Here is a 24,608-nt window from a genome sequence, read left to right on the forward strand (position 1 = left end):
GTCAGATCCCATTTTCATGGGCCTCTTCGGGGGCTTCGTGTCCGGGGCGTCTTCCCCGCGGGCACTCGGAGAACTCTACGCCACCGAGTTCTGGTCCGCAAATCGGGGTGGGTTGTCGCCCGTCACATTGTCCCCATTGGACTTGGCGTGGGCACCGGAGCGTGAGCCACCTCTGCCCCGCGCAGGCGAGAAGCACTCAGCACAACGATCAGGATCAGGCCCGTGACCAGCGCGAACGACACCGGCAATGAGGTCAGATGCGCTACACCGCCAATAACTCCAGGCGCGGCTAGGCCCGCGCCGTAGGAGACCGTCGCCACCCCGGCGATCGCGTTGGCTGGATGGGCATCGGCATGGCCGGCCGCGCTGAACGCGAGCGGGACGACGACTGCGACTCCCACCCCGATCAAGCCGAACCCCAAAGTCACCAATAGCCCCGACCAGGAGGTGGCGACCAGGATCCCGCCGATCACGCCGGCCAGTCCGGCGAAGCGCACCGTCCGCACTGCGCCGATACGTGCCACGACGTAGTCACCGCTCAGGCGTGAGGCGGACATGGCCAGGGCGAATGTGGCGTAGGCCACCGCGGCTGTTCCTTCGCCTGTGCCCAGTACCCGCCTCATATAGACAGCGGACCAGTCTGCGGCGGCGATTTCGGCGAAGACGGCACACAGCCCGACCAGGCCAATGATCAGAACCGGGCCACGCGGAAGGGAGAAGCGCGGAGCCGAGTCCTGTTCGGAACCCGGCTCGGTGACCAACAGATACCGGCCCGCGAAGAACCCCGCGATCAGCAGCAGGAAGCCAACTGCTGCAAGGTTTGCCGGTGCTCCCACGCCGAGGTAGGCGGCGGCCGCGCCGATTCCGCCACCGATGAGACCGCCGACACTCCACATGCCGTGCAGGCTGGACATGATTGAGCGGCCCAGGCCCTTCTCGACCGCGACACCTTCGGCGTTCATCGCCATATCCGAGGTGCCCGCAGCCGCTCCGGCCAGCAGCAGGATCGCCATCAGCAGCCAACGGTTGGGCGCCAAGGGAACGAGCATCACCGCGACCGTCCATGCCGCGATGAAGACGCGGGTCACAGTCTTTCCGCCGAACCTGTTGACCAGCCGCCCGGCGAACGGCATCGACACCAATGCTCCGATGGCCGGCATCAGCAGCACCAGCCCGAGCTGCCCTGCTTCCAGGCGCAGATGGTCGGCGACCCAGGGGATGCGGGCGGCGAAACTACCGCTGGACATTCCGTGGACGGCGAAGATGGCGGCCACGGCCCAACGGGCGCGGGTCAGCTCGGGGGTGATCACGAAGGCGACCCTATGCCGGAGAACGCTCTCACGCCCACCCAATGGGGCATTTTCATGACGCCGCAAGCACTAGAGCGGCGCCGGCCAGACCGAGCCCGACGATCTGCAGCGGCACTAGCTTTTCCTTGTGTATCAGCAGAGCCAACAGCACAGTGCTTGCCGGGTATAGCGACGCGATCGGAGCCAAAATGCTGATCTGACCCTCGTACACCGCGAGAAGATAAAGCCCGTTGGCCGACAGGTCGAGCACACCGGCGATGGCGGCGAGCGGGATGATGCGCCGCGATAGTCGCAGACTGCCGCCCATCGGGCGCAGCAGGGCCAGGCCGATCGGCAGCGCGACGACGCGGGCGGCCGCGAGCGGCCACATTCCGGCATCATCACCGGCACGGGCTAAAAGCAGGAAGAACAGCCCAAACATCACGCCTGCGGTCAACGCGAGGCCGAGCACCCTCGGGCTCACCCGGCTCGGCCCCGAGGAAGGCCCTCTGCTGACCAGCCCGATGGCCACCACCGCGCAGAGCGCGCCGATGAGCGGGACGGCACCGGGCCGCTCACCCAACAGCAGACCACCGCCGATCGGAATCACCGCGGAGGTGACCGCTGTCGTAGGTGCGACAACGGCCATCGCCCCGGTGGACAGCCCCTGGTAGAGCAGCACGATTCCGGTCAGACCGGCCACACCGGCGATGGCGCCCCACAGCAGAGCCGACACGCTGAGCTTTCCCGGCACGACAAGCAGAAAAAGTGCGATCATGGGTATTGCGCACACCTGAGAAAAAACAGTTACAGATAGCGCCTGTCCGCGACCTCCCGAGCCCAGCTGAACTGCCCGGCCGCCACAGAAATCGGCGGTGCCCCATATCAAGGCGGAGGTTCCTGCGAGCAGAATGGGCCACATAAGCTAAGTCGTATCACAATATTGACCACAAAGGACAGTGTGTTGACCGACACCACGACCGACCGACCGGGCTCGGTCGAGGAGATCACCGCCGCAGTGGCCCTGCACGTGCGGGCGCTTCGTCAGGGACGGGGCTGGTCGCTGGACGAGCTGTCCGGCCGGTCGAGCGTCAGTAAAGGCATGCTGGTCCAGATCGAGGCCGCACGCACCAACCCCAGCGTGGGAACGCTGGCCCGCATCGCCGACGCCTTCGGGGTGACCGTCGCCCGGCTGCTGCAACCGGCTGCCGATCGCAGCGTGCACCTCTCCGACATGGCCGACGCGCCGGTGCTGTGGCGTGGCGGCCGCGGCGGCACTGGGCGCCTGCTGCGCGGTCTCAACGAGCCCAGCTTCGTCGAGCTGTGGGATTGGCGCTTCGCGCCGCATGAGCGTTATGAATCAGAAGATCATCAGCCTGGTACCCGCGAAATGGCCCATGTTCTAGTCGGTGAGATCGTCGTGACCGTCGACGGCGTGGATCACCCCGTTCTTGCCGGGCAGACCCTCGACTTTCGGGGCGACCGGGTGCACGTCTACCGCAACCAGACCGACTCACCGGCCCGCGTGGTCATGGTGGTCACCATGCCGCCGGGCGAGTTCGACCGCCGGCCGCCGAAGCAGCGCTAAACCCACGGCCGCCTAGGCGGAGTCGCGGTGGTGGCGGGCCCGCCGCCCGGATATCTCGCGGCGCGACACGATGGTCGGGTAGACCTTCTCCAGCACCGTCTCGCGGGTGATCTGCACCTTCTCCGCGTTGGGGTCGCTGGGGATCTCGTACATCACCGACAGCAGGACCTCTTCCAGGATGGCCCGCAGGCCACGCGCGCCGGTGTTGCGCAGCATCGCTTGATCGGCGACGGCTTCCAGCGCCCCGGCATCGAACTCGAGCACCACATTGTCGAGCTCGAACAGGCGCTGATATTGCTTCACCAGCGCGTTGCGCGGCTCGGTGAGGATCTTGACGAGCGCGTCGCGGTCGAGGCTGCGCACGGTGGTGATCACGGGCAGGCGGCCGATGAACTCCGGAATGATGCCGAACTTGAGCATGTCGTCGGGCATGACCTTGGCCAGCACCTCATCGGTGCTGCGCTCGGACACCGCGCGCAGATGGGCGCCAAAGCCCAGGCCGGAACGGGCCGTGCGCTGCTCGACGATCTGCTCCAGCCCGGCGAAGGCACCGCCGCAGATGAAGAGAATGTTGGTGGTGTCGATCTCGACGAAATCCTGGTGCGGATGCTTGCGGCCGCCCTGGGGCGGGACGTTGGCGCGGGTGCCCTCGAGGATCTTCAGCAGCGCCTGCTGGACCCCCTCGCCCGACACGTCACGGGTGATCGATGGGCTGTCGGATTTGCGCGCGATCTTGTCGATCTCGTCGATGTAAACGATGCCGGTCTCGGCGCGCTTGATGTCCCAGTCGGCCGCCTGGATCAGCTTGAGCAGGATGTTTTCCACGTCCTCGCCCACATAGCCGGCCTCGGTGAGGGCGGTGGCGTCGGCGATGGCGAACGGGACGTTGAGCATGCGGGCCAGCGTCTGCGCCAGGTGGGTCTTACCGGTGCCGGTCGGCCCGATCAGCAGGATGTTGCTCTTGGCAACCTCGACCGCTTCACCCGATCGGCTGTGCGAGGACTCGGCCTGCAGCCGCTTGTAGTGGTTGTAGACCGCGACGGCGAGCGCCTTCTTGGCCTGGTCCTGGCCCACCACATAGGAATCCAGGAACTGGCAGATCTCCACCGGCTTGGGCAGCTCTTCCCAGCGGACCTGCTCCTCGCCCGAGAGCTCCTCTTCGATGATCTCGTTGCAGAGGTCGATGCATTCGTCGCAGATGTAGACACCGGGACCGGCGATCAGCTTCTTGACCTGGCGCTGCGACTTGCCACAGAAGGAGCATTTCAGCAGATCACCGCCGTCGATCCGTGCCACCCGCCACTCCCCTGCGCTCGACGAAGACCTTCAAGCCTGTTCTTAGCCTGACGTTACCTGTTATCGAGGGATTTCCGTCGGCTCGACATGCCGCCGCGCTCGGGTCGCCCTCCCCAGCGGCTCACCCGGGTGGGCGCACCGCCGCCCGCCGATTGTGGCACGAGCCCCCGACGACGCCGCGGCACCGCCCGAAATTTTCCGGGCGGTGCCGCCAAATCGTAACTAACGGGCGCCTGCGCCCACCGGGGTCTTCTTGCGGTACTGCATCACCGTGTCGACGACGCCGTACTCGACCGCCTCTTCGGCAGTCAGAATCTTGTCACGGTCAATATCCTTCTTGACCTGGGCAAGATCCTTGCCAGAGTGCTTGGAAATCATTTCCTCAAGCTGGTGACGCATGCGCATGATCTCGCGCGCCTGGATCTCGATGTCGGAACCCTGACCGTAACCGCCCTCGGTGGCCGGCTGGTGCATGATGATCCGCGAGTTGGGCAGCGCCAGCCGCTTGCCCTTCGTGCCCGCCGCCAGCAACACGGCCGCCGCGCTGGCCGCTTGGCCCAGGCAAACCGTCATCACGTCGGGGCGCACGAACTGCATCGTGTCGTAGATGGCCGTCATCGCGGTGAACGAACCACCGGGCGAGTTGATGTAGATGGTGATGTCGCGGTCCGGGTCCTGCGCCTCCAGCACCAGCAGCTGGGCCATCACGTCGTTGGCCGACGCGTCGTCCACCTGCACACCCAGGAAGATGACGCGCTCTTCGAACAGCTTGGTGTACGGGTTGGATTCCTTCATCCCGTAGGACGTGCGCTCCACAAAGGACGGAAGGATGTAGCGATTGGACACCTCGGCCATAGCCTGCCGACCGGTGATTTCCGAGAAGTTGGGGATCATTGTGCGCTCCTTCAGTTCCCGACCGGCACCTGGGAGGTGGCGGTAATCACGTGGTCGATGAACCCGTATTCCTTGGCCTGCTCCGCGGTGAACCAGCGGTCGCGGTCGCCGTCGGCCTCGATCTGCTCCACGGTCTGGCCCGTGTGCAGGGCAATCAGCTCTTGCATCAGGCGCTTGGTGTAAATCATCTGCTCGGCCTGGATGGCAATGTCGGCGGCGGTTCCACCGATGCCGCCGGAAGCCTGGTGCATCATGATGCGTGCGTGTGGCAGGGCGTAACGCTTGCCCCGCGCGCCCGCGCACAGCAGCATCTGGCCCATCGACGCCGCCATACCCAGCGCGATGGTGGCCACGTCGTTCTTGATGAACTGCATCGTGTCGTAGATGGCCATGCCGTCGTAGACGGAACCACCCGGCGAGTTGATGTAGAGGCTGATATCGCGTTCGTCGTCCTCAGCGGCGAGCAGCAGCAGCTGAGCACAAATTCTGTTGGCGATCTGCGTGTTGACGTCACTGCCGAGGAAGACGATGCGCTCCTTCAACAGCCGGTTGTACACAGAATCGTCGAGGCCGCCGGCAATCGGATCGGAGCCCCGTGCGTCGGGAACATGCAAAGCACTCATGTGGCAGCCCTTCTGAGAATCTTCCTATGCCGACCCTAACCGCTGGCCAACAGCGCAGCTTCCCCGCTCTGGCCGTGTTCGCTCTCAGCGCATGTAGTGAGTAAAGGGACCCGCGATAGCGGGTCCCTTTAGTTCTGGCTCAGTGGTTGTGGCCCTCGTGATCACCATGGTCGTGACCGCTGTGGTCCTCGGTCGTGCGCAGCGCGTCGAGCGAAAGCACCTCGCCGTTGGTGTCGGTCATGATGACCCGCTCCATCACCAGCGCCAGCGCCTTGCCCCGGCGCACATCGCCGTAGACCGCCGCGGCGGCACCGGCCTTGACCAGCTCGTCGTAGTACTGCTGGGGCTGCATTCCGGCCCGCTGGGCCCGGTGGACGATCTCGTGACCGAACTCGTCGTCGCTGACGTCGACGTTTTCCGCCTCGGCGATGGTGTCCAGCACCAGCTGGATCTTCACGCCCTCGGCCGCGGCTTCAGCCAGATCCGAGTCGATCTGCTCCTCGGTCTTGTCCTCGACGCTCAAGTACTCCTCGAGGCTGGCGCCCATCCGCTCCAGCTGATCGACCATGGCCTGCTTGCGCTGGGCCACCTCGTCGGCCACCACACCCTCCGGCGCCGGGACACTGGCCCGCACGACCAGCTCAGCGAGGGCCTTGTCACGGGCGGCGTAGAGCTGCTCCACCTTCTTCACCCGGGTGATGCGCTCCTCCAGGTCGCCGCGCAGCTCGTCGAGCGTGTCGAACTCGCTGGCCAGCTGAGCGAAGTCGTCGTCGAGGGCGGGCAGCTCACGCTCCTTGACAGTGCGCACGGTCACCAGGACGTCCGCGTCGCTGCCGGCGTGCTCGCCGCCGACCAGCGCGGTGACAAAGGTGGCCGTCTCGCCTGCGCTGAGGCCAACTACAGCTTCATCCAAACCTTTGAGGAGGGTACCGGAGCCGACCTGGTGCGACAGGTTGGTCGCCGTGCCGCCCTCCACCTCCGCGCCGTCGACCGTCGCGTTGAGGTCAAGCTGCACGAAGTCGCCCTCCACGGCGGCCCGCTCGACGGTCTTGAGCGTCACGAACTTCTCCCGCAGCGCGTCGAGCTGCTCGTTGATCTCCGACTCGCCCACGGCCAGCGGATCCACTTCGACCTTGATGCTGCTCAGCTCCGGGAGCGTGAGCTCCGGGCGAACATCCACCTCGGCGGTGAACTTCAGCGGCTGGCCGTCGGCGAACTCGAGGTTGTCCACGCTCGGGCGGCCCAGCAGCTTCACGTCGTGCTCACGCACGGCGGCGAAGATCTGCGCCGGGATGACGTCTTCGATGGCCTCCTGCAGCACCGCTCCGCGTCCGACACGCTGGTCGATCACCTGCGCCGGGACCTTGCCCTGACGGAATCCGGGGATGTTGACCTGGCTGGCGATCTCCCGGTACGCCTTCTTGAGACTGGGCTCAAGCTCGGCGAACGGCACCTCGATGGCGAGCCGCACACGAGTCGGGCTCAGAGTCTCGACGGTGCTCTTCACTGCGTACTCCTTGAAGATCTTCTACTGCGGACGGATTCGGGCGCAAAACAAGCCCGGTCGAGTGTAGGCGAATCCACCATCGCCCACCCGCATCGGGCCGGTCAAACCCGGCAGATGTCACACCCAATTCAGTCGTGTTCCACCATCACGGCCGACGAACCCGACAAATTAGGATAAGTTACCTATCCGGAGGTGGCGCATGCCGGTACCCGGCGCAATGATCCTTGTTGCTCTTTTCGCCCATATCAGCGGCCCGATGATGAAGGTTCCCGCGCCCGGCGCCGACCACCTTCAGACCGCCACGCCATTGATGGGCATCACCATCGCCGACGACGCCTCGGCGGTCGTCGACGGCCAGCCGCTGCGCTACCAGATCACCGTCCACAACCCGACCGACACCGACACCCCGATCACGGTCCGGGTCACCCTCTCCTCGGTCACCAACCTGCAAGCCGACGAGGCCACCATCGTGTCCAACGCGGTCGCCTGGAAAAACACCCTCGCCCCCGGCTCGACCCGCACCTACACCCTCGCCGGCGTCGCCCAAACCCCCACCGCCGCACCGGATCTGGCCGCCACCGCCTGCATCTACCTCACCGCCGACACGCCCGCCCTCACCTGCGCGACCGACCTCGACCTGATCGCCGCCCCAGCCAGCGACCGCACCCGCACCATGGCCTGGCTGGCCTCCATCGTGCTCGGCCTGCTGTCCGTCATCGGCGCCATCTGGCTAGACCGCAAGATCAGGCCCGAGCTGCTGACCCCGGACAACGCCGCGCACAGCTACCTCGAACAGCCCTGACCTCTTCCGCGCATTTCTTCCGCGCGTGCCACCTTTTGCGCCTTCCGGCTTTGCGCCTTCCGGCTTTGCGCCTTCCGGACAGCCCGGTGGAGCCCCATCCGTCTGATCGGACAAAGCCCCACCGGGGGTCCTTGACGTCGATGGCGTCCTTCTCCCCGTCCCTGCCCAACCCTAATCCGATCGTGCAGCCCACCGGACGCAAACCCGTAAGAACCTCACGAACGGCTCGATATCTCGTTGGCGGGACTCCGCAGGGCGATGTGTACACTGCTCCAGGCGCGTTACTGCACAGTGACGCATCCGGGGTATGGCGCAGTTTGGTAGCGCGTCCGCTTTGGGAGCGGAAGGCCGTCGGTTCAAATCCGGCTACCCCGACAGAGCCCTAACGTGCAAGGTCAACAACCGACCCGCTACGCTAGGGACGCACCTCGCAAGAGGAGCAACGCGGGCGTAGCTCAATGGTAGAGTCTCAGTCTTCCAAACTGATTGCGCGGGTTCGATTCCCGTCGCCCGCTCCAACAGTTTCAGCAGCTCACAGGCTGTTTTGGTGGATCAGAAAATCGATGGCCATTGGCTCTATTGGCCAATTTGGTAGGGCGTTGGTAGGGATCTTGAAAACTACTCATTATTTGGTGGTTTCTTCTTCTTGCCTTTCTTCTTCTTTTTCTTCGCCTCCTCTGGGATAGCCGTGCCGCGAGGCACCATATTGGCCGCCGCGATCGCGGCGTTACGGCCGCCCTTGCCTATCAGGTGCCCGTAGGTGTCCACGGTGAGATCTATCTTGGAATGCCCAAGCCGCTTGGACACGATCGCGATATCTACCCCGGCGGCGATGAGCAGGCTTGCCGCGAGGTGGCGCAGCATGTGCAGCGGCCTAGGCGTGAGTCCGAGCCGGCGCACCGAGGCCACGAAGTTCGAATACACCCGGTGGGGGTCGTAGGGTTCGCCGTTCTCTTTGGTGAAGACCAGGTTGTCGGCGTTTTGGTAGCTGTTCCCCCACGCTGTCGCTTCCTCTGCCTGCTGCTTACGCCGGAGCCGGAGCACCTCCACCGTCTGGGGGTCTAGGTCGATTGTCCGCTGCTCGCCGTCTCTGGTCTTGGGCGGCGTGAGGTACTGGGGCGCTTCCCCGGCTTTGACGGCCCTTCGGGCCTTCCCGTAGCTCACGATCGTGATCTGCCACCGGACGGTTAGCTGCTCCCCTTCGAGGTCGACGTCATCCCAGGTGAGGCCGAGGAGTTCGCCGCGGCGCATGCCTGCGAATGCTCCCAGGTGGAACACGGGATAAAGGCGATGGTCGCTCACAGAGTCGAGCCACTGGCCGAGCAGCTCAGGCTGCCATGGCTTCACCTTCTTACGACGGACCGTCGGCTTCTCTGCTTGCGCCGCGACGTTGCGGCTGATCTCCTCAGCGCGGACCGCGGCGCTGAGGGCCGCCCGAAGGGTGGCATGAATGCGTTGCGCGGTGGCTGGCCGATGGGTCTCGGCACCCGGACGAGCTTGGGCTTGACCGGTCTCTTCAGACCTTTCTCGATTCGGGTCTTGTCCCGCGCTGCCGCCTCGACCGTCGCTTGCCGGTTCTGTGCTTGGGCTTGCTCGCGCAGTCGTTCGCGACGATTTCTGATTTCGGCCAGGGTATTGGTCACATCGCTGGGGCGTAGCTCGCCAAGCCGGATGGTGCCGATGGCAGGGATCCAGTACTTCTCGACATGACGGCGGTAGTCGATCATCGTGCCGTCGCCGAGACCTCTAACCTCCTCCTGTACTCGAAGCCAGTTGACGAGCCATTCGCCCACGGTGAGTTTGTGATTCTTGGGCTGCATGCCCTTGCGGTGCCGGTTCAGGATCTCCGCACGAGCATCGGCAGCTGCCTTGCCGGTGGCGAAGCCGCCCTTCTTGACTTGCCTGCGGCCATCGTCGACAGCTGGCAATTCGATGCGGTACTCCCATTTGTGGCCAGCCTTGCAGGCCGATGCGGGACAGCTTTGGTGGCAGCGCTGGAAGACACCTTCGATGACTTGCCCTCGCAGAACGAACTTGCGGTACATACACAACTCCTTGAGTGATCAATGTGAGGGGCACCGGACACGGGTGTTCCAGCGCCCCAATGGGCTATTTGCTGTCGGGGATCGAAAGCGCGGCGAGTAGGTCTGCTCGGCGCACTATCAGGCGGCGTCCCAGCCTCAGCGGAGTGATGGGAAGTTCTCCCGCCGCCAAGGCGCGGTAGGCGGCACTTCGGCTGATGCCAAAGGCCCTCGGCACCACTGGATCGAAGGGGAATGCGACCGGCAGCTCTTCGAGTTCCTGGGGCGACAGACCGTTTCGGCCGGCGGTGAGCGGCCACGATGGCGCTCCGCTGCCAGACGACCGGCCTTCGGAATGCGTTGCTGTATGGATGGGGTCTTCTTGCGGCATATGACTCCTGAGAGTTGGTGCCCATTGGGCTGAATGCTGGAACGAGACACGGGAACTCCTTTCGACTCGCGTGCGAACGGTGCAGGACGTTGCGTCATCCGTGAAAAGCCATAAATGGCGGCGATTTTTTGCGGACTATTGCGTCGCTGATCAGGTGCGACGTCAGGAACGTCTCTCCATCCCTACCGAATGTCAAGCTCATTGAATAGGCTCTGACCTGGGATTATGGAGATCATTTGATGAAATAGTGTCGCCAATTTGTCCGGGACAGGCCGGAACGTTGCCAACGTTCTGCGGCGCAATCGTTTGCATTGGGTATCGATCGCTGCAGCGACGTCCATAGTGGATGGTCGTTCCTAGCGCGTTCATCGCTTCTCCTTTGTTAGATTGGCATGCGAAAAGGCCCGCCAAGCAGTTGCTTGGCGGGCCTCGCTTTATTCGGGCAAGCCCGCTATGGCGCACGGCGGGCCTTCCGTCTTGCGGGCCGGCGGCTCTTTAGCCGGTGATGACAGCCCGAAGCTCGGTGACGGTGATGTCGATCGTGGTAGTGGTGGTGATCGGGGGCAGGACTCCGCTCATGCCTCCGCCAGTCCACGTGATGTCCCACGTCGCGACGGCCTGAAGGGTGAAGGTACCGCCGGGGCTAAGTTTTGAGGTAGCTGTATAGGTGTGTCCGCAGTCTGGCGACGGCGTATTCGGCTCGGTTCCTGCGGTCCACGGGGTGCCCGGCCCAATGCAGACCGTCGTGGTGCCATCGCCCGCATGCCACGTGATGGATCGCGGTGTCGCCTGCGCGGTGATGGACAAGCTCCCGGCCGTGGCCGTTGCGGTCTGGGATTGCCAGAAGCCCGGTTCTGCCCACCACCACACGGGCACATGGACCATCTGCGGTGCGGATAGTGAAGGGCTGGCGGCGATGACCGGCTTTGGGATGGTCATCGCCGCCACGGCCCGCTGCGTCACCGAGTCCAGGGCAACCGGTGGGCGGGGAAGGTAGACGACTCCCCACCGGGTGACCACGTCAGTGGCCGGGTCGATACAGGTTTTGATCCATTCGTTGGGTGGCAGGAATCCTTGCGGGTCTTTGCCGTAGTAGCATCCGTCGCTGCCCAGCCAGCCGAAGCCGTTGCTGCACTCGACGACTACACCGCCAATGGTGCACTCCAGGCGGCCGCCGCCGCTGGTGTTGCCGTTGCCGACTCCGATGTAGACGACCACCACGGTGCAGCGGGAATCGGCCTGGTCTTTGGAGCAGTTGACCTGACCCCAATCATCGGCGTGCGCGACGGGCGCAACGGCCAAAGCCAGCACGCCAACCGCGCCGAGGGCCATGAGAATATGGGCTACCCGGTACATGATCCCACGCCCCGGACAGCCAGTGAGAACACTTTCCATGTGCCGTCATGGAACTCCACCTCGGCGAAGACCAGCCGACGCCCGCCCGGCGTGTCCTGATACGGATCGCCATTGGCTTTGTACTGCGAGGTGGCGCTGGTGTCCATGCAGTCCTCGATGGACACTTTGGTCGGTGCGACAGGCGGCGAGAGCGCAGTCACCCTAGGGTGGAAGATGGCCTGCCCACGGCCCAGAAGCCCTTTGACCTTCGACGCGTTCAATGCGTCGGTGTAGAGCGCGAGCGCATCGCCGGTCCCGTACTTTGCCAGGTCCGGGTACGACGGGTCGCCCATCCTGCTGGCGGCCGAAAAGGCGTTCTGCAGAGCGATGTAGGCGTCAACGGCCTGCTGCGAAGCCGATTCCGGGGTATTTGCCGAAGGCCGTGTGCCAGTCGCCACCGAAGCCGGCGAAGGCGATCCGCTTGTGGCGGGGTTGGTGTCCGGCGGCGTCGGCGTGCTGGTGCAGCCAGCAAGGGCGTTTGCCGTGACGGTTGCGGCTACCAGGGCGAATACCCAATTACGCGCGTTCCTCATGTTTCCCCCAAACGTGAGCTTCGAAAGTGTTCTTCGTACCTCAAGCCTCCTGATCGCGCCACCCCGTTCCAAGGCCTGTTGGGTCGGACGGCTTACGCGGATTGTGGATGGTGCGGCTGAATGCCTCTTGCCGGGTCGCTGTTCTGTCCGGCGGCATGTTGTTCATAGGTCGCCGAGAGCGACCGGTACGCCGCCAGGTGCTCACGGCCTTGGTTGGTGAGTCGGTAAAGGTTGATGTCACGCTCGCCTAGGCGCTGGTTGTCGGCGGTGACTAACCCACTGCGGATGAGACGGCGCAGGCTGCGAGTCAGCGTGCTGTCGTCGAGGTGCTCACCCGCCTGGGTTTGAAGGTTCACACTCAGGGCCCGATACCGGAGCGGTTGTCCGGCCAAGGCTGTGATGACGTAGGGATCCCAGCGGTGCCGGAACATGCTGCTGATGTGGCCGAGCATAGTGGTCACCGCCCGCGCTCCCATTCCTGTTGGTGTGCCTTCACGTCTCAACGTCAGGACCGTGGTGAGCGGCGAACGCCGGAGGTGGTTCTGGAGACCAGACGTTCGCCGCACCACCTCATGATTCGGGATCGCAACAGAACCGCCCAGATTCCTACGGTACCTGTGCCAACAGCACCTGTGCCGTAAGAAGCACCATCCACATCAGACACTCCGGACTGTTACCGCACTGCCTGTTTTCGTCTCTGACAGGGTGCACGTGAACTGCGCACGTTTGGCGTCAACGTGCGCATTTGCTGGTAGCGCGGACTTTGATCCCTTCGGTACTAACGAATGACGACGGGCTTGATTGGAATCGGGGGTGGACCATGGTTACGACTGCGCCAGCCGACGCAATGCCGCGTTCGGCACAGTTGCGGCAGGGACCGGCCGGGGCGCTCGTGCCGAAGCGGCGGGTGCCACTGCTGGTGGGCGGGCTGTTGCTAGTGCTGCTGTGTGCCGGGGTGTTCGCGCTGATGCAGATGTCACGTGATGCCTCGGTGGCGGTGCTCGCGGTGGCCCGGCCGGTGGCAGCGGGTCAGCAGCTGACCACAGCCGATCTGCGCATCGCGCATGTGGTTCCCGATCCGAGTGTCCCTCTCGTGCGCGCCGCCGACCTGCCGCAGGTGACCGGGCGCAGCACTGCCGTGCCGCTCAGCGAAGGCAGCCTGCTAGCCCTATCGCAACTAGGACCGCCTGCGTACCCGCAGCAGGGCCAGGCTGTTGTGGCGGTCGCAATCAAGCCTGGCCGCGCCCCAGCACGACTCTCCGCCGGTGCGGCCGTACGGGTCGTCACCATCGTCAAAGACACCGGTTCCACCACGCCACCGCCGGCAGCCAACCCCGTTGCAGCCGTCGTGGTCGACATGTCCCCCACTGTCGACGGCACCGGCACGCGCGTGGTGTCCCTCCTGCTTGCCGAGGCTGACGCCACAAGAATCGCCGCCGCAGGCAGCGACCTGGCACTCATACTGGTGGGGATCCCATCATGATCATCGCCGTCGCTTCGCACAAATCCGGTGGCGCTACGACAACCGCTGCAGCCCTGGCTCTGTCGTGGCCTGGTGAGCCTGCGGTGCTGGTCGAGGCCGACCCGGCCGGCGGGGACATGAGCGGCTGGCACGCCGTCCCCGACGTTCCCGGTCTGGTCACACTTGCCAGCGCCTGCCGAGCTGGTGTCGGTGTCGAACTTTCCGCACACTCGGCGCACCTCCCACTTGGACTGGAGGTTGTCCCAGCGCCTGCGGGACGTCCGCAGGCGTCGGCGTCGATTGGGCTGCTGGCCGATGCCGACACCGGCATGTGGGCCAAAGCCCGGCCGGTGGTGGTGGATGTCGGCCGGCTGGAGCCGGGCTCGCCAGCGCTACCGCTAGCCGCAGCTGCCGATGTGCTGCTCGTGGTTTGCCGTGTCGATGTGCTCTCGCTGCTGCGGGCATCCCTTGCCGAGCAGGCATTCCCGTCGGCCGCGCTGGTGTTGATCGGCCAGTCCATTCACGACACGCATGAGCTGGAGACCCAGCTCACCTTGACTGTCGCGGCACAGCTGCCGCTGGACCGGCACGCCGCCGAAGTGATCGCCGGGACGCGCCGCCCGCCCAAGGGGTGGACGCGCGTCGGCCTGCCCGCCGCTGCCCGCGCCCTGGCCAGACTCATTGCCCCACAGCCACTTATGGAAGGAGCGCCCGAATGACCATCACCACGAGGTTGGCCAGCGAGCCACAGCTGGTCGCCGAAGTGCGAATCCAGGTCGCTACCGCACTGGCCGGCCACGCCCACGATGGACGACTCACCGTCACCGAACGCCGCGAACTCGCGGAACGCTACATCGGGCAGGCCCTCGACCTCCTCGCCCGGCAATCACTGGCTGCGGGACAGCCGCCGCTGTCGGCCGCGACTGAGGCCCGCATCGCCCGCGCCGTCGCCGATCACTTGACCGGAGCCGGTGGCCTGCAACAGCTTCTCGACGATCCAACGGTCGAAAACATCGACGCGAACAGCTGCGATCAGGTGTTCGTCCGCTACACCAATGGCCGTGTCGAGCATGCTGAGCCGATCGCTGACTCAGACGAGGCGATGATCGAGTTGATCCGCACCCTGGCCTCGGATGCCGCATTCGGCGACGACACGGCCGGCCTGGGCGAAGAGCGGGCGTTCGACCGGCACAACCAGCAACTCGACCTTCGCCTGCGCGGCGGTGCCCGGCTATGCGCCGTTATGTCGGTGTCCCGGCGCCCTGGTCTTTCGATCCGAAAACCCACCCTGCTGCGGGCCGAACTGGAAGACCTGACCAGCCGCGGCACCCTAGACGAGGCCCTGTGCCAGGTGTTGCAGGCGGCGATTCGCGCCAGACTTAACCTGATCATCGCCGGCGGCACCAACACCGGAAAGACCACGTTCGCCAGGGCGGCAGCGAGGGCGATCCCGCCGAAGGAACGCCTGATCACCATCGAAGACGCCTACGAGCTCGAGCTGTTCGACCCCGCGTCGCACCCGAACGTGATGTCCTTCCAGGCGCGGCGCCCCAACCTGGAAGGCGTCGGCGCGGTACCCATGGCCGCACTAGTTCGCACTGCGCTGCGGATGAACCCCGATCGGGTCATCGTCGGCGAGACCCGCGGCGACGAAGTCATCGACCTGCTCAAAGCCATGAGCCAGGGCAATGACGGCAGCTTCGCCACCGTCCACGCTTCGTCATCTCAGCAGGCGTTCTCGCGGCTGATGATGTACGCCGTCCAAGCCCCAGAGCGTTTGACGTTCGAGGCCTCGGCGATGCTGATCGCCGAATCGGTAAACCTGGTCGTGCATCTGGCTTGGGCGGACAGCACTCACCGGGTGGTGTCGTCGGTACGGGAAGTTACCGGCTTCGACGGCCGCGACGTCGTCTCCAACGAGGTGTGGCGGCCTGGCCCCGGCAAACGCGCTGCCCCCGCCACACCACTGCGAGCCGGCACCCTGGACCGACTTGAGGCCGCCGGACTGCCGCCGCACACCATCGACCGGATCGGCTGGTGACACTATGACTGCACTGGCCGCCCTACTGGGAATCGGCATAGCCACAGGCATTCTTGCCATCATCGCCGGCCTGCACCCCGCCGCCCTCGGACGACACCGCCACCCGAAATGGTGGCAAGTCCACGTGTCGCGCCAGCAGCTATCACGGCTGGCCACCGCAGCGCTCGCCGCAGCGCTATTTGGCGCATGGACGCGTTGGCCAGTGGGTGCGCTACTGGCCGGGATCGCCGCCTACACCTTGCCCGCGGCGCTGGGCCGTGACCGCCACGCGGCCCGGGCGTTGGCCCGCACCGAGGCCATCGCGACCTGGGCGGAAATGCTGCGGGACAACCTATCCGCCGCAGCCGGGCTAGAGCAGGCCATCATCGTGACCGCACCGTTCGCCCCCGCCGCGATCCGTGACGACATCACCGAACTCGCCATCGCCGTGCGGCTCGGGCAGCGGCTTCCCACGGCCCTGGGCATGCTGCAGGAACGGATGGATGACCCGACCGGGCGGCTGGTGGTTCGGGCTCTGTTGCAAGCCTCACAACGTCATTCCCGCCAGCTGTCCGAACTGTTGACCGAGCTGGCGGCACGGGCGAGGGCTCGCGCCAACGTACGCATGCGCGTCGCGCCCGGGCACGCCCGCATCCGAACCAACGCCCGCATCATCACCGGTTTCACCCTCGCCATGGCCGTCGGCCTCATCTTGATCAACCCAGCCTTCCTGAAGCCCTACAGCACCTTCGCCGGGCAGCTCGTGCTGCTGATCGTTGGCGGCGTGTTCGCCTCTGGGTTCGCCGGGATCAGCCGCCTGGCCAATGTCGGCTTTACCAGCGAAAGGTCCCAATCGTGATCACAGTCGCGGTGATGTGTGGCGCGGGCACAGGCCTCGGCCTGGCATTGCTGGCGGGATATCTGTTCCCGCCGCAGCTCTCCCTCGCCGCGCAATTCGCAATGCTGCACCCGCCACCGCAAGGCCTCGGTGTGACGGCCCGCCCGGCGATCATCGATCGGCCCTCGGGGCATCTGGCCGCGGCAGGCAAACCCTTCGCCCCGCTCCTTGAGCGCTTTGGGCTACCACGCGCCTCCGTGCGCGTAAATCTGGGCATCGTCGGCCGCGTCCCTGCCCGGCACACGGCCGAACAAGCTGCCACGGCACTGCTCGGGTTCCTTACCCCGCCCGCGCTGGCGGCCCTTGCCGCAGCCGCGCAGGCCAACGTGGACTGGCAAATCCCGCTGTGGGCCTCGCTGATCTTCGCCGCGCTCGGCATCTTCGCCCCTGACCTCGCGCTGGCTTCCGAAGCACAAAACCGACGCACCGAACTGCGACAGGCCCTATCCGGGATGCTCGATCTGGTCGTCATCTCCCTGGCCGGAGGCGCTGGAGTCGAACAAGCCCTGCGCGACGCCACAGCCGACCCACAAACATGGGCACAACACGCCCTGCGTCACACCGTAGAGGAGGCCCATCTACGACGGCTGGCACCGTGGCAAACCCTCGCCGAACTCGGTGCTACCACAGGGCTTTCGGCTTTGTCGGAGATGGCCGCCGCGTTGTCGATGGCCGGAAGCGAAGGCGCACGCATCAAAGCCACCCTGTCCGCCCGCTCGGCCGCGTTGCAGGCCCATCAGCTCACCGACGCCGAAGCCGCCGCCGCATCCGCCACCGAACGGATGGTTCTGCCGATGGTCGGCCTCCTCGCAGGCTTCATGATCTTCGTCGTGTATCCGGCATTCTCCACCATCCTTACCAGCTTCTGACACCGCCGACACTGTGAGAGGTGAACCTGATGTTGCTGCTCGATCGGCTTGCCGCCGTTTGCACCACCCGACTTTGCGAACTGCGTCAGCATGCCCAGCGCCGACCCGACGGCGGCTATTCGACCGAAGCCATCGCCGTCACGGCATTCCTGGTCGCGCTCGCGCTGGCTGCGCTGGCGATCTGGGGGCCAAAGCTTCTCGACAAGATCCGCGGGATGCAGATATGAGCCCGCCACGTTCGACATCGGATCGTGGGTCGGCAAGCGCTGAGTTCGCCATCGCCGCTGTTCTGTTTGGGCTTCTGCTGATGACAGGAGTGCAGTTCGCGTTGTGGACGCACGCCACCCACATGGCGCAGGCCGCCGCGAACACAGGAGTCCAAACCAGCCGTGTCCTCAATGGCAGCGCGGAGGCCGGAAATGCTGACACCACGGCGATGCTGGCGCAGCTGTCCGGCAACGTCCTACACGACCCGCGGATCGCCGTCACCCGCACCACCACAACCGCAACCGTGCAGATCGCCGGCAAGACGACCTCGATCCTGCCACTGCTACCCGACCTGCCGGTGTCGGTGACCGTGACTGCACCATGTGAGCAGCTGCCATGAAACGGCGTAAACCGTTTTCCGACAACGGGTCAGTCACTACAGAGATGGCCGTCTTCGCCGTCCCGGTGCTAGTAGCACTCGCTATGTTCGTCGTTTTCTGCGGGCGCGCCGCCTCAGCCGCCATCGATGTGCGGGCCATTGCCGGCGCCGCCGCCCGCGCCGCAGCAGACGCGCCGTCGGCGGCACTGGCTCCCGACGCCGCCAGCCGTGCCGCCGCCGACATGGCCGCCAGCATGAAGTGGGCTTGCAGCACGGCCGCCGACACAGCCCAGTTTCATCGCGGCGGCACCGTCGCCGTCTCGGTGACCTGCGTCATCCAGCTCAGCGACCTCGGCATCGCCGGCCTCGAAGGCACCAAAGCCGTTACGGCAACCGCTGTTCAGCCCATCGACACGTGGAGGGCAGGGCAATGAAACATAAGCGCGATGAAGGAACGGCCACCGCGTTCGTGGTGGTGTGGCTGATGGCCGCGATGCTGTTGTCCGGGCTCGTCTTCGACTGCGGCATGGCCATAGCCAGCAAGGTGTCCGCCGTCGACGTCGCCCAGGCCGCCTCCCGCGCGGGAGCCCGCGAATTGGACGTCACCGCCCTTCGCACCACCGGCACCATCCGCCTGGACCCGATCAAAGCCGAGATAGCCGCGCGCGATTGGCTTGTCCGTTCCGGCATCAACGGCACCTGGATTGTGACCGTGATCGGCAACCAGGTCACCGTCACGATCACCAGCGCACAACCCACCCAACTGCTTCACCTGGCTGGCATCGAACAGATACCGCTACACGCCTCCGCCACAGCCGACGCCATCTCGCCCGCCCGATAAGCCGACCGCGTCCCACGAGCCAGAGGAGGATTCCAATGCTCGCCGCTGTTCGCCGCATCGCCGTCCAGGCCTGCGCCAGCACGATTCTGGCCGCAACCATCATCGGGATACCCGCCTGGCTCACCATCGCAATTGGGTGGCCGCTGCCCGATCGCCCACCAACAGTGGAAAGCCTGGCTGCCACCATCAACGGCACCGTCACTGACCAGACGGTGGTCAACCTGATCGCCATCGGCATCTGGCTAGCGTGGGCCGCGTTCATCCACGCCATTACCACCGAAGCCTATGCCATTCTGCGCGGCCGTGCGCGCCTGCGACCCGGCCGCAACCCCATGCGCAGCACCGCAACCGTCCTGATCGGAGCCGCGCTGGTGGGTACCGTCATGTCCGCCACCGCAGCAGCATCAGCCTCGACCCCAGCAGGCGCCACCACCGCAACACCCCAAACTGCGCCCGTACGGGCCGCCGCAATGGCTGAAGCGGTAACACGGCCGACCACGATTCACGTCGGCAACCAGCGTTACATCTACACTGTCGTGCACGGCGACTACCTGTCGAGAATCGCGCAAACGTGGCTCGGCGACGCGAGCCGATGGCCCGAAATCTGCGACCTCAACTGGCACAAGCATTTTCCATCCGTTGGCGGAACACTAACCAACTGCAACGTCATCTACCCGGGTTGGGACCTGATGCTTCCCGCCGACGCGACACCACCACCCGGAGCCTTACCCGCACCCGCAGCACCGGCAAGACCGGCTGAAAACGCACCGGCGGCTGAAAACGCACCGGCGGCTGAAAACGCACCGGCGGCGCCGAATACGCCACCCGCACCGACAACGCCGCCGACTCCGGGCAGCGCGGCACCATCGCCCGCCACCTCGGCCCCGCCGGTGTTGCCATCTACTTCGCTTCCGGCAACCACGCCGGCGTCGGCGGCCCCAGCTCCTATGCTCCCTGCCACGCCAAGCAGTCCGGCAGGCCCAGCACCAGCGACAACAGCTGACGCGAAAGAGACCGGCCAGGCGCAGGCAGATGAAGGCTGGATCAGGCTGTCCGACCACACTTGGGTACCCTGGGCCTTAGCTGTCGCGATCACCGCCGCCGCCTCGGCCGTGTGGCTGCAGCGGCGCCGTCGCTACCGCGGCGAACTCGACGACGAACCCGTCACCAGATTGCCGGAAGTGGTCGGCGAGCTGCGCCGCGAACTCCACGTCAACCCGGCGATTACCCATGCCGCCAGTGACGCCGACATCGCCGCCGCCGTCCCGGACCTGGCCCCGTTGCCGCCCGGTGGGATCGGGCTTGTCGGCGATGGCGCGCACCACGCCGCTCGTGCTGCGATCACCGAAACCCTCGCCTCCGGCGGGCCGCTGCGCCCGGCGGCGCGAGGTGAAGTCATCATCGACGCCAACACCCTCATCACCCTCATCGGTCCCGACGCCATCACCCTCGGGCCGTGGCCACGTCTGCACATCGCCGACAACCTCGACCACGCCCTCTCGCTGGTCGAGGAAAGGCTCCTTCACCGCAGCCGCATACTCGACGAATACGAGCTATGCGACGTAGACAGCCTCGCCGCCCAGGAACCGGAAGAAGAACCCCTACCACCGGTCCTGCTCGTCACCGAAACTCCGCCGCCCGGGACGCGCCAGCGCGCCAAAATCACCATCGCGCTCGGCACCGGCCTAGGCGTGTCGGCATTGATCCTCGGCGAATGGCTATACGGGGCAACCCTCACCATCAGCCCCGACGGTCACACTCAGCTCGTCAGCGGCTTGTCCACCAGCCACATCCCAACCCGGATGGCCGTACTCGAACCCGACCCGGCCATAGCGATCCTGGCGACCTTACGCGAAGCTCATACCGGCGAGCCCACACCCACCACCGTCACACCCATCACGCCGCACGCAACCGAAGCGCCTTCGCCGGACACGACGGAACACCCCTCAGAAAACACGACAACCCCGTCGCCGGAACAGGCACAGGCCAAAGCGCGGCTTCATGTCCTGGGCAAGCCACGCATCGACAACACCGCCGAATCCCCATATCACGTGCGAGGCAAATCGTTGGAGCTCGCTGTCTACCTAGCGTGCTATCGCGACGGCAAAACCGTGCCGCAACTCGTCGAGGTCCTGGAAGTCGACGGCCGCGCCAGACAGGCCGAAGGCAGGATCCACACCCAGATTTCCAACCTTCGCCGTGCCCTGGCCGAATACTCCCGCATCACCCACCGCTACGTCATCAAAGACGACGCCCGCCGCCACAAACTCGATCCCACCGCTATCGACGTCGACCTGTGGCGTCTGCAGGCCCTCATCACCGAAGCCCGCCACAGCCCAGCCGAATCCCGCCGCGAGCTACTGCGCCAGGCGTGCGACCTCTACGCACCTCTGGCCCAAGGGGAAACCTATGAGTGGCTGCAGCCACACGCCGAAGCCGTACGTCGGCTCGGCCTGCACGCTCACATGAAACTCGCCGAAGACCTGCTCGGTGACGACCCGCACACCGCCATCACCGTCCTCGACGCCGCAATCGCTATTGACCTCTACAGCGAGGCTGTCTACACCCAAGCAATGCGCGCACGCCACGCCATTGGTGACGCCGAAGGCATCCGCCACCTCATGCGCGCCCTCACCAAGGCACTATCCGATATGGATGCCGAGCCGAGCGAGGAGACCATAGCCTTGGCCAAACAGTTGCGGGCCAGCCTGAACCAGAATTGAGCGCCCTGGAGCAGCAGTACTGCACCATGCTGGCTTGCGCTACCTACCCGCTACACGGTGGCCTGGGCCAGTGCCTTTGCACCCGTCAGGAAATGCCATGCGCTCACCATCCGCTGCTGACCATCCTCAGCGAGTTCGATCGCACGATCCAGCGTGTCCACATCCGCCGACCTTGTCGCGGACGCCGCCTCAGCCGCCATCCGCAATAGTTCAATTGCGGCCCCTGTAAGGCCAATGGCCAAATTCACCACCTCAGTCCGCACCATCGAACCGTCCGCCAAACAGCCACGGCATAGTGCTACCGCAGCGTCGACATCACCGAATGGGCCAGCTATACGCGGCTGACCATCATAACCATCAACAGTCACTGATCCTCCTCGCCATGGCAGGGTCCGCCAGTTAGGAAACTGTTCCCCGCACCGGATTCCCGCTCCATCGGTGCCAAATGTCAAGGGGCAACGATGCGACCAGGGCACATAGGTTTGCGCCAATGCTGAATCCGGTCAACAACGACGTTGCGAGCCGATCGTTCGCTGTTCTTCGGCCAAAGATCATGATGATGTCACAGGCCCAACTCGTTACGAGTGGCGCACTTCGTGCTCGCCAGCACCCGGGGCAGATGTTGTGCCAAGGAACGGGGGCCCGCCAGCCCGATCACCTGGAGGGAGGTCGTGGCCGACGGGCCAGAGTTCGGTCTACTTGTGGCTCATCGTGGGCGGTGGCAGGGGTGCGATTTCGCGGGTGAAGAAGGCGTCCAGGTCTTCGCCTTGTTCCCAAAGCTGTTCGAAGTCAGCTCGGCATGCGGCGATGATGTCGTGGGCCAGGATCTGGCGGCCTCCAGCCAGGAACTTTTCCTGGTTGTAGATAACCTCGAACATTGCTAGTGGGCCAAGGATGACCAGCTCGGGCAGCAGTTGCGCGGTTTCGTAACCGGCGATGGCGGCTGGATCGATGACCCGGATCTGTTCGTCTTCGTTCCCGGGCCGTCGGTACCAGTGCAGCTCCCATTGCAGGTATGGCGTGACGGGCAGTTCCACCACCCGCAGGCGTCTGCGTGCGAACGTGGTGATCAGTTCCGGACCGCCTGCGGTCTGCATGAGTTCAAGTGACAGTTGCCAGTCGCCGGCGGAGGCCGCGTCCCAGCTTGGGGTGTCCAGTTCCTGGAAGTGCTGCTGCCGTTCAAGTTTGTCAAACCGGTCGGGGATGTGCGGCCAGACCTGCCAGAAGGCAGCCCGGTACTTCGCCAGCGCCAGCATCTCGCCGGGTGTGTCTCGGACCTTCTCGATCATTGTTCCGGGCTCTCCGATTTGCTGCCTCGCTTTGCCTCGAGGTGGGCGAGGTAGTCGCGGCAAATCGTTTCGAACTGCGGCCCGAAGATGACCCCAGCCACTTCGTCGTGGCGGGTGCGCATGTCGGTGGGTTTGTGAGCCAGCAGCGACTCAGGTGCGACCCTGAGTTGCAAGAACACATCGCCGCTTTCCAGTAGCTGGGCCTCTGGGCAGCCATCAGCGCCGCCGGTCTCATAGCCTCTGGCCGGGTCGGCCGGGTCTAGGAGGACTTCCCATGCGGGTTCGCCTAGTCGCCTGATGAAGGTGTCATTCGGATCGGCTTCCCAGCCTAGCGGGTTGGTGGTGTTCACGATGGCCTCCCAGGTCAAATCGGAGTCATTTGAGGTGCTGTTGTGCCCATCTGATCGTTTCTTGCGGTGTGAGCGCCGAGCCGGTGAAAAGCCGCCAGCGGTGCTCGTACTCCTCCAGGTCGCGTGCTGCGGTGAAGGTCAGCTGTGCGCTATAGGTTTCGACGTACACCGTGGCCTTGCCACCTGTGCTTGTGGCGATGCCGAATCCGCCCAGGATCATGGAGGGCACCGGAGCCGACATCGGCAGGATCTGAATGGTGATGTTGGGACATGTTGCGGCGTCGACCAGGTTGCGCAGCAGCCCGGATCGCAGCTTGGGCGACGCGCCAGGCAGCGGCAGGCGCAGCGCATATTCGGTGACCACCGCGTGGAAGATCACGTCGGGCCGTTCGCGCATGCTTCGTCCGTAATCGAGCCTGCCTGCGATTGCCGCGTCGATGTCAGCGGGCTGGAGCCCGGCGTGTTCGGCGTCGAGGGCGAACAGCAGACGGGCATACTCCTCCGTCTGCAACTGGCCGGGCACCAGTGCCGGGCCGAAGCTTCGCAGCTCGGTGGCGGTACTCAGCTCGGCCCACAGCGCACGCTGGCGTTCGACTAGCCCTTGCCGGTAGATCGTGAACATCGACGCGACCTCGGTCTCGGCGTCATCGAGCAGCCGCTCCAACCGGTCCGGAAAGGCGGGGTCATCCATTTCGGCGACTGCGGCCTGCAACTCCTCGTACTGCCAATGAGGCAGTGACCGGTTATCTATCCGTATGCGTGCTGCCGCAAGGCAATGCGCGTGCCATGCGCGGACTACTTCCCGATCGGGTCGGCGCTCGCCGCGGTCGAAGCGACTTACTGCACTTTGCGAAAGGCCGATCAGGCTGGCGAGCTGGGTGGTGCTCATCCCAGCCAGCGTGCGCAGCCGGTGTAGCTCGGCTCCCAACGGAGCCAGGTTCGTGGGCAACGTGTTCACCCTTGCAAGTCGGGGTAGGGCGGAATAGAGTCAGCCTACGCTAGTCCGACCTACCCCGGTACTCCCGGGAGCTCGAATACCCCGGCTGGCACCTGCCGTACAAAGGGCGGTGCCAGCCGGTGAGGAAACGCCACTGCGCCGAGGAAAGATCCATGCTTGACGTTGTCCCCTTGCCGCGACCCGTATCCGGATCAGGCAGAACACGAGCCGGTGCCGGGCGGCCCGCGCCGCCTTTCGACCACCACGGCACCACAAACCTGCAGAGAACGCCCT

At 65.2% G+C, this 24,608-nt stretch carries 27 protein-coding genes and 2 tRNA genes; 14 read left to right on the forward strand and 15 right to left on the reverse strand.

What is annotated here, in order from left to right:
- Positions 1-122: 122 nt before the first annotated feature.
- Entirely contained in the window at positions 123-1,310 is a 1,188-nt protein-coding gene (locus tag Rhe02_RS40230; RefSeq protein ID WP_203913763.1) for an MFS transporter, read from the reverse strand.
- Positions 1,311-1,362: 52 nt separating this feature from the next.
- Positions 1,363-2,211 carry an EamA family transporter gene (locus Rhe02_RS40235; RefSeq protein ID WP_203913764.1) on the reverse strand — a complete coding sequence of 283 codons (849 nt, stop codon included), beginning with the start codon at positions 2,209-2,211 and terminating at the stop codon, positions 1,363-1,365.
- A gap of 42 nt (positions 2,212-2,253) precedes the next feature.
- Between Rhe02_RS40235 and Rhe02_RS40240 the strand changes: the two genes are divergently transcribed.
- Positions 2,254-2,877, forward strand: coding sequence for a helix-turn-helix domain-containing protein (locus tag Rhe02_RS40240; RefSeq protein WP_203913765.1), 624 nt, complete (start codon positions 2,254-2,256; stop codon positions 2,875-2,877).
- Positions 2,878-2,889: 12 nt separating this feature from the next.
- Here the strand turns inward: Rhe02_RS40240 and clpX are convergent, their stop codons facing one another.
- The 4 genes from clpX to tig all read right to left on the reverse strand — a co-directional run bounded on the left by clpX (position 2,890) and on the right by tig (position 7,197).
- On the reverse strand, positions 2,890-4,173 hold the full coding sequence (gene clpX / locus Rhe02_RS40245) for an ATP-dependent Clp protease ATP-binding subunit ClpX (RefSeq protein WP_203913766.1): 1,284 nt from the start codon (positions 4,171-4,173) through the stop codon (positions 2,890-2,892).
- A gap of 222 nt (positions 4,174-4,395) precedes the next feature.
- Complete coding sequence (locus Rhe02_RS40250) at positions 4,396-5,028, reverse strand: ATP-dependent Clp protease proteolytic subunit (protein ID WP_203913767.1); 633 nt, start codon at positions 5,026-5,028, stop codon at positions 4,396-4,398.
- A 50-nt stretch (positions 5,029-5,078) separates the two neighbouring features.
- Entirely contained in the window at positions 5,079-5,690 is a 612-nt protein-coding gene (locus Rhe02_RS40255) for an ATP-dependent Clp protease proteolytic subunit (protein WP_203913768.1), read from the reverse strand.
- 139 nt (positions 5,691-5,829) lie between these two features.
- Positions 5,830-7,197, reverse strand: a complete 1,368-nt coding sequence (gene tig / locus Rhe02_RS40260; protein ID WP_203913769.1) for a trigger factor — start codon at positions 7,195-7,197, stop codon at positions 5,830-5,832.
- A gap of 256 nt (positions 7,198-7,453) precedes the next feature.
- On the opposite strand from tig, the gene Rhe02_RS40265 reads away from it, so the two are divergent.
- From Rhe02_RS40265 to Rhe02_RS40275, 3 genes are all read left to right on the forward strand, one after another.
- Positions 7,454-7,999 (forward strand): hypothetical protein, encoded by a 546-nt coding sequence (locus Rhe02_RS40265; protein ID WP_203913770.1) that lies wholly within the window; start codon positions 7,454-7,456, stop codon positions 7,997-7,999.
- Positions 8,000-8,300: 301 nt separating this feature from the next.
- A tRNA-Pro gene (locus Rhe02_RS40270) sits at positions 8,301-8,374 on the forward strand.
- Positions 8,375-8,443: 69 nt separating this feature from the next.
- A tRNA-Gly gene (locus Rhe02_RS40275) sits at positions 8,444-8,517 on the forward strand.
- A gap of 100 nt (positions 8,518-8,617) precedes the next feature.
- Here Rhe02_RS40275 and Rhe02_RS40280 read toward each other — a convergent pair.
- From Rhe02_RS40280 to Rhe02_RS40300, 5 genes are all read right to left on the reverse strand, one after another.
- On the reverse strand, positions 8,618-9,346 hold the full coding sequence (locus Rhe02_RS40280; protein WP_308442054.1) for a site-specific integrase: 729 nt from the start codon (positions 9,344-9,346) through the stop codon (positions 8,618-8,620).
- Positions 9,343-10,044 (reverse strand): site-specific integrase, encoded by a 702-nt coding sequence (locus Rhe02_RS40285; protein ID WP_203913772.1) that lies wholly within the window; start codon positions 10,042-10,044, stop codon positions 9,343-9,345. The genes Rhe02_RS40280 and Rhe02_RS40285 overlap by 4 nt, the downstream gene beginning before the upstream one ends.
- An 862-nt stretch (positions 10,045-10,906) precedes the next feature.
- Entirely contained in the window at positions 10,907-11,767 is an 861-nt protein-coding gene (locus Rhe02_RS50230; protein ID WP_239124362.1) for a hypothetical protein, read from the reverse strand.
- Complete coding sequence (locus Rhe02_RS40295) at positions 11,755-12,339, reverse strand: hypothetical protein (protein WP_203913803.1); 585 nt, start codon at positions 12,337-12,339, stop codon at positions 11,755-11,757. Before Rhe02_RS40295 ends, Rhe02_RS50230 begins: the two co-directional genes overlap by 13 nt.
- A gap of 92 nt (positions 12,340-12,431) precedes the next feature.
- The gene (locus Rhe02_RS40300) at positions 12,432-12,791 is read right to left on the reverse strand and encodes a helix-turn-helix transcriptional regulator (protein WP_203913773.1); all 360 of its coding nucleotides are present in this window, start codon (positions 12,789-12,791) and stop codon (positions 12,432-12,434) included.
- A 368-nt stretch (positions 12,792-13,159) separates the two neighbouring features.
- Between Rhe02_RS40300 and Rhe02_RS40305 the strand changes: the two genes are divergently transcribed.
- The 10 genes from Rhe02_RS40305 to Rhe02_RS40350 are packed head-to-tail and all read left to right on the forward strand — an operon-like array spanning position 13,160 to position 21,738.
- Positions 13,160-13,822: an SAF domain-containing protein gene (locus tag Rhe02_RS40305; protein WP_203913774.1), complete on the forward strand. Its 663-nt coding sequence runs from the start codon at positions 13,160-13,162 to the stop codon at positions 13,820-13,822.
- A complete protein-coding gene (locus Rhe02_RS40310; protein WP_203913775.1) occupies positions 13,819-14,520 on the forward strand; it encodes a hypothetical protein in 702 nt (233 codons plus the stop codon). The genes Rhe02_RS40305 and Rhe02_RS40310 overlap by 4 nt, the downstream gene beginning before the upstream one ends.
- On the forward strand, positions 14,517-15,842 hold the full coding sequence (locus tag Rhe02_RS40315) for a TadA family conjugal transfer-associated ATPase (protein ID WP_203913776.1): 1,326 nt from the start codon (positions 14,517-14,519) through the stop codon (positions 15,840-15,842). The genes Rhe02_RS40310 and Rhe02_RS40315 overlap by 4 nt, the downstream gene beginning before the upstream one ends.
- Before the next feature lie 4 nt (positions 15,843-15,846).
- A complete protein-coding gene (locus Rhe02_RS40320) occupies positions 15,847-16,680 on the forward strand; it encodes a type II secretion system F family protein (RefSeq protein WP_203913777.1) in 834 nt (277 codons plus the stop codon).
- Positions 16,677-17,588, forward strand: a complete 912-nt coding sequence (locus tag Rhe02_RS40325) for a type II secretion system F family protein (protein ID WP_203913778.1) — start codon at positions 16,677-16,679, stop codon at positions 17,586-17,588. The genes Rhe02_RS40320 and Rhe02_RS40325 overlap by 4 nt, the downstream gene beginning before the upstream one ends.
- Before the next feature lie 20 nt (positions 17,589-17,608).
- On the forward strand, positions 17,609-17,815 hold the full coding sequence (locus Rhe02_RS40330) for a hypothetical protein (RefSeq protein ID WP_203913779.1): 207 nt from the start codon (positions 17,609-17,611) through the stop codon (positions 17,813-17,815).
- On the forward strand, positions 17,812-18,195 hold the full coding sequence (locus Rhe02_RS40335; protein ID WP_203913780.1) for a TadE family protein: 384 nt from the start codon (positions 17,812-17,814) through the stop codon (positions 18,193-18,195). The genes Rhe02_RS40330 and Rhe02_RS40335 overlap by 4 nt, the downstream gene beginning before the upstream one ends.
- Positions 18,192-18,608 carry a pilus assembly protein gene (locus Rhe02_RS40340; RefSeq protein WP_203913781.1) on the forward strand — a complete coding sequence of 139 codons (417 nt, stop codon included), beginning with the start codon at positions 18,192-18,194 and terminating at the stop codon, positions 18,606-18,608. Before Rhe02_RS40335 ends, Rhe02_RS40340 begins: the two co-directional genes overlap by 4 nt.
- Positions 18,605-19,015 (forward strand): pilus assembly protein TadG-related protein, encoded by a 411-nt coding sequence (locus Rhe02_RS40345; protein ID WP_203913782.1) that lies wholly within the window; start codon positions 18,605-18,607, stop codon positions 19,013-19,015. Before Rhe02_RS40340 ends, Rhe02_RS40345 begins: the two co-directional genes overlap by 4 nt.
- Positions 19,016-19,050: 35 nt before the next feature.
- A complete protein-coding gene (locus tag Rhe02_RS40350) occupies positions 19,051-21,738 on the forward strand; it encodes an AfsR/SARP family transcriptional regulator (RefSeq protein WP_203913783.1) in 2,688 nt (895 codons plus the stop codon).
- A gap of 50 nt (positions 21,739-21,788) precedes the next feature.
- On the opposite strand, the gene Rhe02_RS40355 is transcribed toward Rhe02_RS40350, so the two are convergent.
- From Rhe02_RS40355 to Rhe02_RS40370, 4 genes are all read right to left on the reverse strand, one after another.
- On the reverse strand, positions 21,789-22,106 hold the full coding sequence (locus Rhe02_RS40355; RefSeq protein WP_203913784.1) for a hypothetical protein: 318 nt from the start codon (positions 22,104-22,106) through the stop codon (positions 21,789-21,791).
- Between the two features lie 327 nt (positions 22,107-22,433).
- Positions 22,434-23,027: a DUF6879 family protein gene (locus Rhe02_RS40360; RefSeq protein WP_203913785.1), complete on the reverse strand. Its 594-nt coding sequence runs from the start codon at positions 23,025-23,027 to the stop codon at positions 22,434-22,436.
- Complete coding sequence (locus Rhe02_RS40365; protein ID WP_203913786.1) at positions 23,024-23,377, reverse strand: hypothetical protein; 354 nt, start codon at positions 23,375-23,377, stop codon at positions 23,024-23,026. Before Rhe02_RS40365 ends, Rhe02_RS40360 begins: the two co-directional genes overlap by 4 nt.
- A gap of 25 nt (positions 23,378-23,402) precedes the next feature.
- Positions 23,403-24,335 carry a helix-turn-helix domain-containing protein gene (locus Rhe02_RS40370; RefSeq protein WP_275412681.1) on the reverse strand — a complete coding sequence of 311 codons (933 nt, stop codon included), beginning with the start codon at positions 24,333-24,335 and terminating at the stop codon, positions 23,403-23,405.
- Positions 24,336-24,608 lie beyond the last annotated feature (273 nt).

This window comes from Rhizocola hellebori (assembly GCF_016862955.1).
GTDB classification, from domain to species: Bacteria; Actinomycetota; Actinomycetes; order Mycobacteriales; family Micromonosporaceae; genus Rhizocola; species Rhizocola hellebori.